Raw genomic sequence first — 16,740 nt, 5'->3', positions numbered from 1 at the left:
ATGCGTCGTGCGTCAGCCACGGGCCGCCTCCATGATCGCTTCGTCCACGTCCTTGCCTGCCTTCTCCGCTTCGGAGATGGCCAGCAGAACCTTCTTGTACTCGCGGGGCATGAGCTTGACGAAGTGGTTCACCTGCTGCGACCAGTCGCCCAGAATGCGTTCGGCGACAGCGGAACCCGTCTGATCGCGATGCTGGGTGATGATGTCGCGCAGCCAGGTGAAGTCGTCACCGGACAGCTGCTCGACGGCGTCGGCCTGCTCGGGGTTGAGCCTGGCCTCGAAGGTGCCGTTCGGGTTGTAGACGAACGCGACACCGCCGGACATACCGGCGCCGAAGTTGCGCCCGGTCTCGCCGAGGATGACCACCCGGCCGCCGGTCATGTACTCCAGGCCGTGGTCGCCGACACCCTCGACCACCGCGAGGGCGCCCGAGTTACGCACGGCGAACCGCTCGCCGACCACACCGCGGATGAACGCCTTGCCGTTGGTGGCGCCGAACAGGATCACGTTGCCCGCGATGATGTTCTCTTCCGCCACGAACTCGGCCGGCGCGTTCAGCGACGGGCGGACCACCAGGTGGCCGCCGGAAAGTCCCTTGCCGACATAGTCGTTCGCGTCACCCTGCACACGCAGCGTGATACCGGCCGGCACGAAGGCGCCGAAGCTGTTGCCCGCCGAGCCGGTGAAGGTGATGTCGATGGTGTCGTCGGGCAGGCCCGCGCCACCGTAGAGCTTGGTCACCTCGTGGCCGAGCATGGTGCCGACGGTGCGGTTCACGTTCGTGATCTTGGTTTCGAACTTCACCGCCTGGCCACGCTCGAGCGCGTCCCGGCTCTGCGAGATCAGCTGCTGATCCAGGGCCTTGTCCAGGCCGTGGTCCTGCGTCTTGGTGCAGCGCCGGTCCTGGTACATGAACGCGGTCTCGACGTTGTCGAGGATCGGCGACAGGTCCAGCTTGCTGGCCTTCCAGTGCTGCTTGGCCTTGGCGGTGTCGAGCAGGTCGACCCGGCCGATGGCCTCGTCCAGCGTGCGGAAGCCCAACAGCGCCAGGTTTTCCCGGACCTCTTCGGCGATGAACAGCATGAAGTTCTCGACGAATTCCGGCTTGCCGGTGAAGCGTTCGCGCAGCACCGGGTTCTGCGTCGCGACACCCACGGGGCAGGTGTCGAGGTGGCAGACCCGCATCATGATGCAGCCCGAGACCACCAAAGGCGCAGTGGCGAAACCGAATTCCTCGGCGCCGAGCAGCGCGGCGACCATCACGTCGCGGCCGGTCTTCATCTGACCGTCCACCTGCACGACGATCCGATCGCGAAGTCCGTTGAGCAGCAACGTCTGCTGGGTCTCGGCCAGGCCGAGCTCCCACGGACCACCCGCGTGCTTGAGCGAGGTCAGCGGCGACGCACCGGTGCCGCCATCGTGGCCGGAGATCAACACCACGTCCGCGTGTGCCTTGGACACACCGGCCGCGACGGTGCCGACGCCAGGCTCCGCAACAAGTTTCACGTGAATCCGCGCCTGCGGGTTTGCGTTCTTCAGGTCGTGGATCAGCTGCGCCAGATCCTCGATCGAGTAGATGTCGTGGTGCGGCGGCGGCGAGATCAGGCCGACACCCGGCGTCGAGTGCCGCACCTCGGCGACCCACGGGTACACCTTGTGCGCCGGAAGTTGGCCGCCCTCACCGGGCTTCGCGCCCTGCGCCATCTTGATCTGGATGTCGGTGCAGTTGGTCAGGTAGTGCGCGGTCACGCCGAAGCGGCCGGAGGCCACCTGCTTGATCGCGCTGCGCCGCCAGTCGCCGTTCTCCTCCGGCTCGAAGCGAGCGGGCGATTCGCCGCCCTCACCCGAGTTCGACCGTCCGCCGAGGCGGTTCATCGCGATCGCGAGGGTCTCATGCGCTTCCGCCGAGATGGAGCCGTAGCTCATCGCGCCGGTGGAGAACCGCTTGACGATCTCCGCGGCGGGCTCGACCTCGTCGATCGAGATCGACGCGCGCTCCTTCTTGAACTTGAACAGGCCGCGCAGCGAGGCGAGCCGCTCGGTCTGGTCGTCGACCAGCTTGGTGTACTCCTTGAAGATCGAGTACTGACCGGTGCGGGTCGCGTGCTGCAGCTTGAACACGGTGTCCGGGTTGAACAGGTGGTACTCACCCTCGCGCCGCCACTGGTATTCGCCGCCGACCTCGAGCTCGCGGTGCGCGCGCTCGTTGCGGTTCTCCAGGAACGCGATCCGATGCCGCTCGGCGACGTCCGCGGCGATGTCCTCCAGGCCGATGCCGTCCAGGTGCGAGCGCAGGCCGGTGAAGTACTCGTCGGCCAGGTCCTGGGCCAGGCCAATCACCTGGAACAGCTGCGCGCCGGTGTAGGACGCCAGCGTGGAGATGCCCATCTTGGACATCACCTTCAGCACGCCCTTGCTGGCCGCCTTGTTGTAGTTATAGACGGCCGTGCGGAAGTCCTCGGCGTGATCGCCGGTGCTGCCGGGCATTTCGAGCGCGTCGCGCTCGAGCATGTCCTCGATGGTCTCGAAGGCCATGTACGGGTTGATCGCGGCCGCGCCGAAGCCGACCAGCATCGCCATGTGGTGCACCTCGCGGGCGTCACCGGCCTCGATGACCAGGCCGACCATGGTGCGGGTGCGCTCGCGCACCAGGTGATGGTGCACCGACGAGGTCAGCAGCAGCGACGGGATCGGCGCCAGCTTCTCGTTGGACTCGCGGTCGGACAGCACGATGATCCGCGCGCCGCCGTCGATGGCGGCCGAGATCTGGGTGTTGATCGCCTTGAGCGCCTTGCGAAGTCCCTTGCCGCCCTTGGCGACCGGGTACAGACCGCGCACGATCACCGAACGCAACTCGGGCTGGGAGCCGTCGTCGTTGATGTGCACCAGCTTGGCCAGCTGGTCGTTGTCCAGGATCGGCTGCTCGATGGCGATCTGCTTGCAGGACTCCGGGCCGGGGTGCATCAGGTCGGCCTCCGGGCCGATGGCCCGGCGCAGGCTGGTGACGACCTCTTCGCGGATCGCGTCCAGCGGCGGGTTGGTGACCTGTGCGAACAGCTGGGAGAAGTAGTCGAACAACAGCCGCGGCCGCGACGACAACACCGCGATCGGGGTGTCGGTGCCCATCGAGCCGAGCGCCTCACCGCCGGTCTTGGCCATCGGCGAGATCAGCAGGTTCAGTTCTTCATTGGTGTATCCGAAGATCTGCTGCCGGATCAGCACCCGGTCGTGCGACATGTGCACGTGCGGGCGGTCGGGCAGGTCCTCGAGCTTGGTCACACCCGAGTCCAGCCATTCCTGGTACGGGTGCTCGGCCGCAAGATCGGTCTTGAGCTCGTCGTCGCCGACGATGCGGCCCAGCGAGGTGTCGACCAGGAACATGCGGCCGGGTTGTAGTCGGACCTTGCGAACGACCTTGGACGGGTCGATGTCGAGCACGCCGACCTCGGAGGCCATCACGACGAGGCCGTCGTCGGTGATCCAGATGCGGCTGGGCCGCAGGCCGTTGCGGTCGAGCACGGCGCCGACCACGGTGCCGTCGGAGAAGCACACCGACGCCGGGCCGTCCCACGGCTCCATCAGCATCGCGTGGTACTCGTAGAAGGCGCGACGCCGCTGATCCATCGTCTCGTTGCGTTCCCACGCCTCGGGGATCATCATCAGCACCGCGTGGGGCAAGCTGCGGCCGCCGAGGTGCAACAGTTCCAGCACCTCGTCGAAGCGCGCGGTATCGCTCGCCCCCGGCGTACAGACCGGGAAGATCTTCTCCAGCCGGTTGTTGCCGGCCGAGTCGATGCCGAAGATGTCCGAACGCAGCAGCGCCTCGCGCGCCCGCATCCAGTTCTCGTTGCCGGTGACGGTGTTGATCTCACCGTTGTGCGCGACCCGGCGGAACGGGTGCGCCAGCGGCCAGGACGGGAAGGTGTTGGTGGAGAAGCGCGAGTGCACGATGCCGAGGGCGGACTCCACCCGGCTGTCCTGCAGGTCCAGGTAGAAGGCGCGCAGCTGCGGCGTGGTGAACATGCCCTTGTAGACGAAGGTCTGGCCGGACAGGCTCGGGAAGTACACCGACTCCTTGCCGACCGTGCCCTCGCCGGGGCCCGCCTTGCCGAGCTCGTGCTCGACCCGCTTGCGGATGACGTAGGCGCGACGCTCCAGGTCCATGCCGGACAGTTGCTCGGCCGCACCCCTCGGAGAGCCGATGAAAACCTGCCGGAACGTCGGCATCGCGTCGCGGGCGAGCGCACCGAGCGACGACTCGTCGATCGGCACCTCCCGCCAGCCGAGGACCTCGAGACCCTCTTCCTTGACGATCCGCTCCACGCCGTAGGCGGCACGGGCGGCCTCACGACGGGCCTGCGGCAGGAAGGCGATACCGGAGGCGTAGGAGCCCTCCGGCGGCAACTCGAAGTCCACGATGGCGCGGAAGAACTTGTCCGGAATCTGGATCAGGATGCCCGCGCCGTCGCCACTGTTGGGCTCGGCACCCGCGGCACCACGGTGCTCCAGGTTCAACAGAGCCGTAATAGCCTTGTCGACGATGTCGCGGCTGCGGCGGCCGTGCATGTCGACGACGAACGCGACACCGCAGGCGTCGTGTTCGTTCGCCGGGTCGTAGAGCCCAACGGGTCCAGGTGACCGGTGGCCAGGAAGTTGCATCATGCCTCTGCCTTCAAGAAGGGCGTTCGACGAAAAAGAAATAGGCAATTTCGTCTGAATGCCTCCGTACAAGACTGCGCCCGTACGTTCCGAAACCAGCCGCGCTGATGGTCTTCGGCGTGCAGTCACGTCTCCAGTTGTTCACCCGCTTCAGTGACGTCGTGGGTGCTCGTCGGTAGCAGATCCCTAACGAGATCCTTACCTCCAAGCGGGTTCCGGCCCGCTACGCTGAGCACCGGTTAGGAGCTGCCCGAGCGGGCGAGGGTGCCGATCATTCTGTGTTCGGCGTAAGAGCAAACGATAAGTCAGGTCCGGGGCCCAACCAACTTAGGTTGCACTAATAACCGGGTCTAGCTGGGCTTCTTCATTCGGTCCTCCACGTGTGCGCGTCGTCCAGTGTAAAGCAGCAGGCACCCCATGATCGATCCCGCAGAGCCTGCGGCCAGCCGCTTGGCGCTGGCGCGCGAGAGCGGCCCCAAACCTCGCAAAATGGTCAGGAAACCGCTCCCACCTGCATCGAAGATGATTTCCCTCGCTCAGCATCCGGCAAACCATTCCGCGGTGGCTAACTCGAAAGCGGGATGGATGAGAGATTTCCGACAGGGTCCTGACGAGCCTGCGACGAGATCCGACCGTCCGGATTCTTTTGCGTTCTGTGTCGTTCAGCACACATACAGCAAACTCGCCGGAGTGGCATTCGACACATTTCGGGAGCCGAAACCTATACGCCGTCAGGCGGTAATAGACGCGACTTATTGCGGGACGGAACGCCTTTCGCCGAACAATCGCCGACGGAGCCGACTAACGGCCCTGAAGGTCGCGCTTAAAAAGCGGTTAAGGGCGTCCTCAGAAACGTTCTGCGCGAGGCACGCAGCGTTCAGCGCGGCGCACACAGCGCGGCCGTGGCACGCACCAACGCGGCCTGATGCAGCGCGTCGGTATTACCGGCCGTGAATACGCCGAAGACGCTGACGGCCAATCTTTCCGCACAATCCGGGGCGGTCAGTTCGGCGCGCCGGGCGGCGAGTTGGTCGACGATCTCGATGTTCACCCGGTCGATCACCGGGCGCACCGACGCCAGATCGGGTGCCGCGCCGGGCGCGGCGGCCGGGTCGAACCGCCAGCCGGTGATCAGGCCGCGCTGCACGACCTTGTTGGACTCGATCTGACCGGCGAACACCTGCCGCACCCAGCTCTCCGGCAGGTCGAGGCCCGCGCCGAGCTCGGCCATCGAGTCGTAGACCACGGCCTCCCTGGCCGGATCGTCGATGGTGGGTTCGGTGCCGGTCCGCGCGGCGCTCACCCACTTCGCCGCGGCCACCGCGTCACCGGTGTCGAGCCGCTCGAGCACCAGCGCGACCAGGCGGTCCAGCGACCGGTCGCGGTCGCTGCCGGGATCCGCGACTGCGCTAACGGGCGACACGATCAGTGCCACCGACATGATCATCAGCGTGACGAACCGCATGACCTGACCTCCCCAGATGGTTCGCGCGGAAACGGATCATCGAGTCAGAGTAAGCGAACCCGATGCCGCGCTCCGGCCGTGTGCGGGCCCGAAACGACCTCCGCTCGACCGGCTCAGCGCCCCCGTACCCGCACCACATCGCTGGTTTTGTGAGCCTGGCCACATACCTCCGCTGCCACTCGGTGTGTCGGCTGCCGTCCTGTCACGCTGTGACAACGAAACCATGACGGTTTCAGCAGGTCCTTACGAGCGACCTGCAAGCAGTCGCTAACGAAGCCCGCGAGACCAATTCCACTGGGACCAAGAGGATGTGAGTTCCCATGACCCTCACCGGCTTGTTCACCTGGCTCGGCGGGGGTCAGCACAGCGAAGTCGCCTACCGCCACGAACGCACCGGATACGCCGTCACCGGCGCCGCGGTGCTGTTGTTCGCGATCGTGTCCGCCCTGATCACCGTGCTCGCGCTGGCCTCGACCGGTACCTGGGCGGTGCTCGCGATCATCCTGGTGGCGTTGCTCGTCGCGGTCCTCGCAGGCGCGATCGCGCGGGCGCTGGCGACCGCGCGACCCGCGGGCGGGCCCGACCGGCTCGGTCTGCTCGCCCGTCTGGCCGTTGCGGTGCTGGCCGGTGGTTTGATCGCCGAGCTCGCCGCCATCGTGGTGTTCGGCGGCAGCGTCGACCGGACCCTCGATGAAAGAACCCACCGCTCGGTCACTTCCGCGCCCCAGGTCGTCGCCGCACGCACGGAACTGGACCAGGCCCGCGCCGATCGGACAACGCTGGATCAGTCGATCGCCAAGGCGCAGGCCGATGTCGACCGGGCGCTGGTGATCGCCCGCTGCGAGTTGAGCCCGAGCGCGGACTGCCCGCAGCTCCAGATCACCCGCGTGCCGGGACGTGGACCGGAAGCGCAGACCGCCAACGACATGCTCGACGACGCCCGCAAGCAGCTGGCCACGGCGCAGGGCCGGGTCGACGCGCTGGCCCAGCGGATCGCCGACGACCAAAAGGCCGTGAGCACAGCCGAATCGGCCGCCTTCACCGGCGCCGACCGCGGCCTCGGCGCGCGCTGGCAGGCGATGAACGACTACACCACGCACCACGGCGGCGCCCTTCCGCTGCGCCTCCTGACGATCGTCGCCCTGATCGCGCTCGCACTGCTGCCGCTGGTGCTGCGGTGGTGGCGCGGACAGACCTCGTTCGACCGCCGGGCCGCCTTCCTGGATGTGCAGAATCAGGCCGAGCACGAGGCCGACGCCGCCATCGCCGTCAAGCGGGCCGAGGCGCGGGTCGCGGCCGAAGCCCTGCTCGCCGAACAACAACTCACCGCGGTCCGCCTCGCCGCCGAGGCGGACACCGCCATCGACCGGGAGCGGCAGCGCACCCGCATCGTCGCGGCCATCGGCGGCCTGCAGATCGGCATCACCGAACCGCCGCGCCGCCCCGAACTACCAGCCGGAACGGCTGACGATCGAAAGGACAGCTCCGTGTCTGCCGAAGGATTCGCGACGCCGAACCTGCCCGCCCCCGTCAACGCGCGCGCCCTCGCGCCGAGCACGGGCGCGCCTGCGCCCAAGACCGGTGGCGGCCTGGAACTTCCACTGATCGGCACGGTGCCGTTCACCGACACCGCGGCCCGCTTGATCCGCCCGCTGGTCCCGTCGTTCGTGGCCAACGCGATCGACAACGCCACGCACCCGCTGCGCACGGCGCGACAGGCGTTCGAAGAGGTCGAGGAGATCACCTTCACGCTGAAGCGCACCCGCAAGGTCACCGTCGACACCCAGGACTCGCACGTGCCGGCCGGTTATCAGCTCGCGCCGGGGTCGCCGGAGGCGCTGCACGCTCAGCGTGTCGCGGCCACTGTGGTGGACGCGGACTACGGGCAGCAGGACCCGCGCTACTCGGCGCTGCCGGACGGCTCGGGGAGCCAGCCGTACGGCCTGTCGGGCGCGCGGCAGGACGAGCTCGGCGGCCGTCGACAGTCCGAGCTTCCGGGTCGTGGCCAGCGCGAACTGCCGCGCGGTCGCTGATTGCCTACCGTGTGGGTCATGCGACGCGTTCGAGCGAACCGGGCCCGCACGATGTCGGCGACGTATTCGAACGCCGCCCTGCTACTGCGCTGTCCCATTCAGCATGAACTCGCACATCGGCGCAGGATCCACCTCGCAATGCGGGGCAGGCCAGCCACTCCCAATCCAGCCCCGCGTCCCGCTGTACAGACCGGCACCCGCCTCGATTCGCGGGCATGCACAGCACCGATACGGGCACACACGGCACCGCTCGTCGAGGCGCTCGGACGATCTTGGACGGCTGGTCCGGCTCTTCGCGGGTGGTCCGGCCTAGGCTTTCCTCCCATGGCCCACAGTGACCGTTCGACCGCCGCGTTCGGGTCGCGGCTGCTCGGACCGGTGGACGAGTCATCCGGGATGCGCAGGCTCCGGGTGCAGCTGCTGCTGACCATCCCGCTGGTGTCCGCGAACCTGGCCGGGATGGCGGTCACCTTCGCGTTGATCGGGTTCGTGCTGCCGGGGCCGACGATCTTCACCAGAGAGCTGCTGCTGCTCGACGTCGTCGCGACGCCGTTGTATTCGGCGCTGGCGCTGCTGGTCGGGATGTGGTGGGGCACCGTGAGCGGGCTGCGCGCGTTGCGCTGGGCGACCGATCCGGACCAGGTGCCCACCGAGGACGAGCAGATCGCCGCCACCAAGGTGCCTTGGCGTCTCGTGCTGCGGCAGGCGGCGCTGTGGCTCGGCGGTGCCGCCGTGCTGACGCCCCTCTACGGCTTGGTCGAGCCTGCACTCATTCCCAAGATCCTGCTCGGCATCGGATTCAGCGCCATCGTGGTGTGCGCCAACAGCTATCTGTTCGCCGAATTCGCGCTACGGGCGGTAACGGCGCGGGTGTTGAGCGCGGCGCCCACGCGGCGCCGACGCGGGATGGGCGTCTTCGTACGTTCGCTGATCGCCTGGATGCTCGGTGCCGGCGTGCCAGTGACCCTTTCGATGATTGTCGCGGTGTGGGCGCTGGTCGACTCGTCGGTGAGCACGGCCCGGCTCGCGGTCTGCGTGGTGTCGTTGGGCGGTGCGACTCTGTTGTTCGGTCTGTTGCTGATGATGCAGACCGTATCGGCCACCATCGCTCCGATTCGTGGCGTGCGGCGCGCCCTCCGCCAGGTGGAAGACGGCGACTTCCGGGTGACGATCACCGTGTACGACGGCACCGAACTCGGTGAGCTGCAAAGCGGTTTCAACCACATGGTGGAGGGGCTGCGCGAGCGCGAACAGATCAGAGATCTGTTCGGCAGGCACGTGGGCCGTGACGTCGCCGAGGCGGCGCTGGCCAGCAATCCCGCGCTCGGTGGCGTGGAGACGGAGGCTGCGGCGCTGTTCGTCGACATCGTCGGATCGACGACGATGGCCGCGACAGTGCCCGCCCCTGAAATGGTCGCCATCCTCAACCGCTTCTTCGACATCGTGGTCGACGAGGTAGAGGAGCACGGCGGACTGCTCAACAAGTTCGAGGGCGACGCCGCACTGGCCGTATTCGGCACGCCCGCCAAACTTCCCGACGCGTCGGGCGCGGCACTGGCCTGTGCCCGCGCGATCCGCCGCCGGCTCGACGACACCGCCAACGACTTCATCGCCGCAATCGGCGTCGCCGCGGGCCGCGTAGTCGCGGGCAACGTCGGCGCCAGGCAGCGCTACGAGTTCACCGTCATCGGCGATGCGGTCAACGAGGCCGCCCGCCTCTGCGAACTCGCCAAGCAGGACGACCTACTCCTCGCCTCCGGCAACACGATCGCCGCCGCGGACCCCGCCGAAGTCGCGCACTGGCAGCTCGGCGAATCCGTCACCCTGCGCGGCCGTCTCACCCCGACCCAACTCGCGCGCCCCCGAAGCTCCGGACCACGCGGCGGCGACATCCGCCCCGGCGAGCAGAGCGAACGACCGCGAAGCGACGGGCTTTCCACGTAAACGCACCCGCTCCGAAGATACGGAGCGGGTGCGGATCAACGGTGTTACGGACGCGCGGTGCGCAACCGGAACGCCACTACCGCGGCGATCAGCAGGATCGAGGCTGTGCCGATCGCGGCGAAGTGGATGCCGGAGACGAACGCCTCGTGCACCGAGGTGAGGAAGGCGCCGGATACCGACTCGGGTAGTTGTCGCGCGAAACCCGTGGCTGCGCCGAGGGATTCGGAGGCGACGCCGACCTGGTCGCTGGGCACGTGGGTCAGGTCGAGGCCGTTGCGGAAGATGGCCATGACCACGCTGCCGAGGATGGCGACGCCCAGTGCGATGCCGGTTTCGTAGGCGGTTTCCGAAACCGCCGCGGCCGCGCCTGCCCGCTCGACCGGGGCCGAACTGACCACGAGGTCCGACGAAACCGTCAGCGCGACACCGACTCCCGCGCCGATGAACAGGAAGCCGAGGATGAACGGCGTCGTGCTACCCGCGGGGTTCGGACCGAGCCAGAGGAACAGCGCGGAACCGAACGCGGCGACAGTCAGCGCACCGCCGAGCACCGCACCGGGCCGGACCCGCTGCACCAGCCACGCCGCGGCGAGCGACGCGACCACGCTGGCGGCCAGGCCGGGCAGCAACAGCAGTCCGGCTTCCATCGGCGAGTGGCCGAGCACCAGCTGCAGGTACTGCGAGCCGAAGAACAGCACACCGGCCAGCGCGAACACCGCGAGCAGGTTGGTGATCACCGCGGTGCGGAACCTGGGCAGCGCGAACAACTTCAGGTCCAGCATCGGGTTTTCCAATGTCCGCTGCCTGCGCACGAACACCACACCGGCGACGACACCGATCACACCGATCAGGGCCAGCAGCGGGCTGAGCCCGTGTGCCGCCGACTCCTTGATCGCGTACACGATCGGCACCAGCGCGAGCATCGACAGACCCGCGCTCGGCAGATCGAATCGACCGGGGTTCGGGTCACGCGATTCCGGAACGAGGAACGGGCCCAAGGCGATCAGCACCAGCATGACAGGCAGGTTCACCAGGAACACCGAGCCCCACCAGTAGTGCTCGAGCAGCCAGCCGCCGAGCAGCGGACCGGCCGCCGCGCCGCCGCCCGCCATCGCGCTCCACACCGCGATGGCGACGGTGCGCTGGCGCGGATCGAGGAACATCGAGCGGATCAGGCCGAGCGTCGCGGGCATCAGCGTCGCACCGGCGACACCCTGCAGCACGCGCGCGCCGATCAGCATCTCCGGCGAGACGGCCCAGGCCGCGATCACGGACGCGACACCGAAACCGGCCGCGCCGATCAGCAGCAGCCTGCGGCGGCCGATCCGGTCGCCCAGGTTGCCCATCATCACCAGCAGGCCGGCCAGCACGAACGAGTACACGTCGATGATCCACAGCAGCTGCGGCGTGGTCGGCGCCAGGTCGGCGCTGATCGCGGGCACGGCCAGGTCGAGCACCGTCGCGTCGACGGCGAGCAGCAGCAGGGCGAGGGCGAGCACGGCAAGACCGGCCCAGTCGCGTGCGGTGGCGCGGGGTGGGCTGTCGGTGGTCGGCCCGGTCATCCGGGGGTTCTTCGCGGTCTGGGTGGTCATTGGCTTTCTCGACTTCCGTCGTACTTCTTACCGTCCGGACGGTACAGTATCAGACATTACCGTCCAGACGGTATAGTTCGGCTGGTGACGGCTAACACCCGCGACCGAATCCTGGACGCGCTCGAATCCCTGCTCCTGGAAAAAGGCATGTCGCACGTGACGCTGGAGAGCGTCGCGGCCAAGGCCGGCGTCTCCAAGGGCGGACTGCTCTATCACTTCAAGAGCAAGGACGCGCTGCTCGCCGGGCTGGTCCGACGGCTCACCGAGCGCGCGAGCGACCAGCTGACGAGCTATACCGGCCGCGGCCAGTCGGTCGCCAGCTGGTACCTGCAGACCCCGAATCCGGACAACGCCGCCGACGCCGTGGAACTCGCGATCTACCGATCGATGCTGGCGACCATGCGCACCATCGACGCGGCGGCCGACACCGAGGCCGACGAGGTGCAGCAGGCGCTGATGGACATGATGAGCTCCTGGTCGGATGGCTTGGACAAGGAGATCGACGATCCGGTCCAGGCCGACATCGTCCGGCTGGTCGGCGACGGCGTGTACCTGCGCGCTCTGCTCGGCTTGCCGCCGATCGACCCGGCGCGCTATCGGCAGGTGGTCGACCGACTGCTCGGTCAGAGCGCCAAGCCTGCGACAAACCGCAAATCAGCCGCTGCCCGTTAGACTCGGCCCGTGCTACCAGCCACCGACCCGGCCGGTGCCGTCGGGGCGGGAGACGATCCGGTACCAGGGTCCCCTGGAACGACGGTGCCGATCCGTCCGATGACCTTCCGCGAACTGCTGGACGTGCCGTTCGCGCTGATCCAGGCGAACCTGCCCGCGCTGGCCTGGCTGAGTGCGCTGTCCCTGGTCGCCGCTGAGCTCGTGGTCGTCGCGATCACCGCGGGCATCTCGCGGCTGACCGATGACGCGGACGACGCCACCGCGTGGGCGGCGGTCCTGTCGACGATGGCCTGCGTGTGGCTGATGCGTTTCGTGCTGCGCGGCGCCACCGTCGCGATCGGGCTGGCGAGCGTGGGCGGCACCCCGATCGGCTGGCGCACCGCGCTGCGCAGGGTCGGCGCGACGGCCGGGCCGCTGCTGATGTTCCAGGTGCTCTACACCCTCGTCGCGATCGGCGTGCTCGCGCTGTCCAGTCTGCTGATCATCACCTTTCCGTTCGGTGTGATCTGGCTGGGCTGGCTGCGGGCCAAGCGTTTCGTCGCGGTCCCGGTCATGTTCGTCGAACGGGCACCGCATCAGGCGGCCGTCGCGCGCTCGAAACTGCTTGTCGCCGGAGCGGATTGGCAGACGGTCGGGCTGTGGTTGGGGCAGCGCTGCCTGCTCGTGCTGTTGTCGGTGCCGCTGCTGGGGATTCCGTGGTACCTCTCGGACTTCTCCGGCACCCATCGGTGGCCGGTGATCGTGCTGCTCACCAGCGGCGTGCTGCTGGTGGCGGCATTCGGCGAGGTTGCCGAGGCGGCCACCAGGGTGGTGTCCTACGTCGACCGCCGCTGCCGCCGTGAGGGTTTGGACATTCACATCCCGGGCCAGGTGCGATGAACGAACACGACGAAGCGCCGCAGGACCAGCCGCCGAGTCCACCACGTCTCGGCGCCGCGGCCGACCACCGCGCGGCCGCCGAAAACGCCGCCCAGCACCGCGATTTCGACAGCGCACTGCGCGAACGCTTCCGCGCCGTGCTGCGCGGACTGGAGCAGCGCGGCGTACTCGAGGTACGCCGGTCCCGCACCGCACGGGAAACCGCCGACGACGTGACGACCGCGCTACCGCTCGAGGTATCCGCCGAATTCGACCCGGCCGCACACAGTTTCGACGAGGTCGTCTACGGCGGTCGGCGCGCGACCGAGGACGAGTACCGCAGACTCGAATACGCCGACAAGTTCTCCGCGGCCGCACCACCGCCCGTGCTGGAACCCACGGAAATCACCGCCACCGAGAAGGCACCGCGCACCCGCCGATCGCTGCCGCCACTGCCGGATCTGCTGCGCAACCCCAAGTTCTGGGCCGCCCTGGCGGGCGCTGCCTTGCTGCTACTCCTGCTCTACGCCTCGCTGCAGTCCTGCGGTGCGCCGAACGCGCCGACGCCGCAGCAGCCACCGGACATCCCGCGCAACAGGCCACCGAGCGACTCCGGCAGATCCGGCTTCGGCACCGGCGACGACGCGATCTGGGACCGGCTGCCCGCACCGGTCTTCTTCGGCGGCCTGCAATTCCTGGTCGCCGCCGCCCTGGTGGTGTGGTGGCGGGCGCGGCGCCGTGGCGCGCTGGTGCGCGAACCGCGGCCGGTCGAGGTCGCGGCGAACGAGCTGCTCGCCGGGCAGGCCGCGCTGTATCGGCGCTCGAAGGACCACGATCACGTCGCGGCCAAGCTGCGGGCAGCAACATTACGTCGCATCCGCCCGACGCTCGGGATGACCCCGGACACCCCGCCGGATCGGCTGGTCGCCGCCGTGGCGGCCCGGATCGGCGCGGATCCGAATCAGATCGGCCGCGCCCTGTTCGGCGCGGTGCCCGACGCGGACACCTTGGAACTCGTTGCCACCCAACTCGAGTGGATCGAAGCGGAGGTCGGATGAGACGCCGACACCATGCCGCAGCACTCATCCCATCGACGGGGCGCGGGAACCCCCGCATGACACTGGAGGTCGGATGACCATCCCCACCACGAACACCAACCACACCCCCACCGCCGAGGAGGCGGGGGCGGCGTTCGCGGCGTTGCGCGCCGAGATCGGCAAGGCGGTGGTCGGCAACGACAACGCGATCGTCTTCCTGGTGCTCGCACTGCTGTGCCGCGGCCACGTACTGCTCGAAGGCGTTCCGGGCGTAGCGAAGACGCTGCTGGTGCGGGCGTTGGCAACGGCACTGGATCTGGACCATGCCAGGGTGCAGTTCACCCCGGACCTGATGCCGGGCGATGTCACCGGCTCGCAGATCTACGACCCGCACTCGGCCGAGTTCACCTTCCGGCACGGCCCGGTGTTCACCAACCTGCTGCTGGCCGACGAAATCAACCGCACGCCACCGAAAACCCAGTCGGCGCTGCTGGAATCGATGGAGGAGCGCCAGGTTTCGGTCGACGGCCAGCCGCGGCCGCTGCCCGATCCGTTCGTCGTGATCGCCACCCAGAACCCGATCGAGCAGGAGGGCACCTACCCGCTGCCGGAGGCGCAGCTGGACCGGTTCCTGTTCAAGGTCGACGTCCAATTGCCCAGTCGGGACGACGAATTCCGCATTCTGCAACGCCACGCCGCGGGCTTCGATCCGCGCGACCTGGCCGCGGCGGGATTACGTCCGGTGGCGGGACCCGCGCACATCCTCGCCGGACGTGCCGCGATCGCCAAGGTGACGATCAGTCCCGAAGTACTGGCCTACATGGTCGACGTGTGCCGCGCCACCCGCATGTCCCCCGCCGTGCAGCACGGCGCGTCCACCCGCGGCGCGACCGCGCTGATGGCCGCCTCGCGCGCCTTCGCGTGGCTGAACGAACGCGGGTTCGTGACCCCGGACGACGTCAAATCCCTTGCCGTCGCGGTGCTTCGGCATCGACTGCAGCTGCGGCCGGAGGCGGAGCTGGACGGCGTGACCACCGAGAGTGTCATGTCGTCGCTGCTGCTTTCGGTCCCGGTTCCGGTGTAGTCCGTGGTCGTCACCGGTCGGCTGGCCGCCGCGGCGGGTGTCCTCGCGCTGCTCGTCACCTTCGTCGTTCCGTCGTTGCTCGGCGTGGTCGTCGCGACGGGCCTGCTGGCCGCCGCTGTGCTCTTCGACCTCGGTTCGGTCGGCCGGGCCCGCGATCTCACGCTGTCCAGGGAGCCACTGACCGTGGTCCGGCTCGGTCGTTCCACCGAGGTCGAGCTCGTCGCGGTGAACACCGGCACCCGTCCCCTGCGCGGCATGGTGTGGGACGACTGGCCGGACAGCGCACGCACCGAAAATCGCACGCACCAGCTGGATCTGGCACCGTCCACCCTGGTCCGCTTCCGCACCACCCTCGCCCCGACGTATCGCGGCGACCGAGTGGCAGGCCAGGTGACCGTGCGACTGATCGGCCCGCTCGGCCTGGCGGGCAGGCAGACTCGCCGCCGGGTCCCGGCCCGCGTGCGCGCGCTCCCACCGTTCCGCAGCGAGCGACTGCTGCGCTCGAAAGTCAAACGGCTGCAACACCTCGAGGGCCGCAATGTGGCCAACCTGCGCGGGCAGGGCACCGAATTCGATTCGTTCCGTGAGTATGTCGCGGGCGACGACGTGCGCGGCATCGACTGGCGCGCCACCGCCCGCGCCACCGACGTGCTGGTGCGCACCTGGCGCCCGGAACGGCACCGGCACATGCTGATGCTGCTGGACACCGGCCGGATCAGCGCGGGCCGGGTCGGCGACGGCACCCGCCTGGACGCGAGCATCGAGGCCGCGCTGCTGCTCGGCGGGCTGGCCGCCGCCGCGGGCGACTCGGTCGACCTGCTCGCCTTCGACCGGGAACCGCGCGCCGAGGTGCGCGGCATCAGCGGAAAAGGCTTGCAGCTGAAGCTGATGCACGCGCTGGCGGGCATCACCCCCGCCCTCGTCGACACCGACAGCGCGGGCCTGGTCCGCGCCGCCATCCAGCGCACCCGCCGCCGCAGCCTGGTCGTCTGGTTCACCAGCCTCGACGGCGCCGCCGTGGAGGAGAACCTGCTCCCGGTCCTGCCCACCCTCGCCCAGCGCCACCGCGTGCTCATCGTCTCGGTCACCGACCCCGACGTCGCCAAGGCCGCCACGACCCGCACCACCCGCACCGACCTCTACCCCGCGGCCGCCGCCGAATCCATCCTCGCCGAACGCGCCCTGGTCCAGGAGTCCCTGCGCCGCAAGGGAATCGCGGTCGTCGCCGCCTCCCCCGACCACCTCCCCGAGGCCCTCGCCGACGAGTACCTCGAACTCAAGCAGTCCGGCACGATGTAACGTCTCGTGCTTCGTGGCGAGGTCCTGACATTGGCTAACATCTGACCGGCGCGCGTGCGTCGTTGTCGGACAACTCCGCCGGACCGACTCGGCGGAT

The 16,740-nt window shown here is 68.6% G+C and carries 10 protein-coding genes; 7 read left to right on the top strand and 3 right to left on the bottom strand.

What is annotated here, in order from left to right; all coding sequences use genetic code 11:
- Positions 1–12: 12 nt before the first annotated feature.
- Together gltB and ACQPW1_RS00655 are read right to left on the bottom strand one after the other, a co-directional pair.
- Positions 13–4,662 carry a glutamate synthase large subunit gene (gene gltB, locus ACQPW1_RS00660; RefSeq protein ID WP_433660833.1) on the bottom strand — a complete coding sequence of 1,550 codons (4,650 nt, stop codon included), beginning with the start codon at positions 4,660–4,662 and terminating at the stop codon, positions 13–15.
- Between the two features lie 874 nt (positions 4,663–5,536).
- A complete protein-coding gene (locus tag ACQPW1_RS00655; RefSeq protein ID WP_433660832.1) occupies positions 5,537–6,124 on the bottom strand; it encodes a chorismate mutase in 588 nt (195 codons plus the stop codon).
- Between the two features lie 320 nt (positions 6,125–6,444).
- On the opposite strand from ACQPW1_RS00655, the gene ACQPW1_RS00650 reads away from it, so the two are divergent.
- Both ACQPW1_RS00650 and ACQPW1_RS00645 read left to right on the top strand, forming a co-directional pair.
- Entirely contained in the window at positions 6,445–8,157 is a 1,713-nt protein-coding gene (locus tag ACQPW1_RS00650) for a DUF4407 domain-containing protein (protein WP_433660831.1), read from the top strand.
- Between the two features lie 324 nt (positions 8,158–8,481).
- Positions 8,482–10,101: an adenylate/guanylate cyclase domain-containing protein gene (locus tag ACQPW1_RS00645; protein WP_433660830.1), complete on the top strand. Its 1,620-nt coding sequence runs from the start codon at positions 8,482–8,484 to the stop codon at positions 10,099–10,101.
- 44 nt (positions 10,102–10,145) lie between these two features.
- Here the strand turns inward: ACQPW1_RS00645 and ACQPW1_RS00640 are convergent, their stop codons facing one another.
- Positions 10,146–11,663 (bottom strand): MFS transporter, encoded by a 1,518-nt coding sequence (locus tag ACQPW1_RS00640; protein ID WP_433665576.1) that lies wholly within the window; start codon positions 11,661–11,663, stop codon positions 10,146–10,148.
- A gap of 114 nt (positions 11,664–11,777) precedes the next feature.
- On the opposite strand from ACQPW1_RS00640, the gene ACQPW1_RS00635 reads away from it, so the two are divergent.
- From ACQPW1_RS00635 to ACQPW1_RS00615, 5 genes are all read left to right on the top strand, one after another.
- Positions 11,778–12,365, top strand: a complete 588-nt coding sequence (locus ACQPW1_RS00635; RefSeq protein WP_433660829.1) for a TetR/AcrR family transcriptional regulator — start codon at positions 11,778–11,780, stop codon at positions 12,363–12,365.
- Between the two features lie 84 nt (positions 12,366–12,449).
- The gene (locus tag ACQPW1_RS00630) at positions 12,450–13,244 is read left to right on the top strand and encodes a hypothetical protein (protein WP_433660828.1); all 795 of its coding nucleotides are present in this window, start codon (positions 12,450–12,452) and stop codon (positions 13,242–13,244) included.
- Positions 13,241–14,281: a DUF4129 domain-containing protein gene (locus ACQPW1_RS00625; RefSeq protein WP_433660827.1), complete on the top strand. Its 1,041-nt coding sequence runs from the start codon at positions 13,241–13,243 to the stop codon at positions 14,279–14,281. Before ACQPW1_RS00630 ends, ACQPW1_RS00625 begins: the two co-directional genes overlap by 4 nt.
- A 73-nt stretch (positions 14,282–14,354) precedes the next feature.
- Entirely contained in the window at positions 14,355–15,344 is a 990-nt protein-coding gene (locus tag ACQPW1_RS00620; protein WP_433660826.1) for an AAA family ATPase, read from the top strand.
- A gap of 3 nt (positions 15,345–15,347) precedes the next feature.
- On the top strand, positions 15,348–16,643 hold the full coding sequence (locus ACQPW1_RS00615; protein ID WP_433660825.1) for a DUF58 domain-containing protein: 1,296 nt from the start codon (positions 15,348–15,350) through the stop codon (positions 16,641–16,643).
- The last annotated feature ends 97 nt before the right edge of the window (positions 16,644–16,740 follow it).

The sequence above is a fragment of the Nocardia sp. CA-128927 genome, from assembly GCF_050955855.1.
Classification (GTDB): domain Bacteria; phylum Actinomycetota; class Actinomycetes; order Mycobacteriales; family Mycobacteriaceae; genus Nocardia.
The sequence above is the reverse complement of the archived record's forward strand: the minus strand, read 5'-3'. Positions and strand labels throughout refer to the sequence as shown.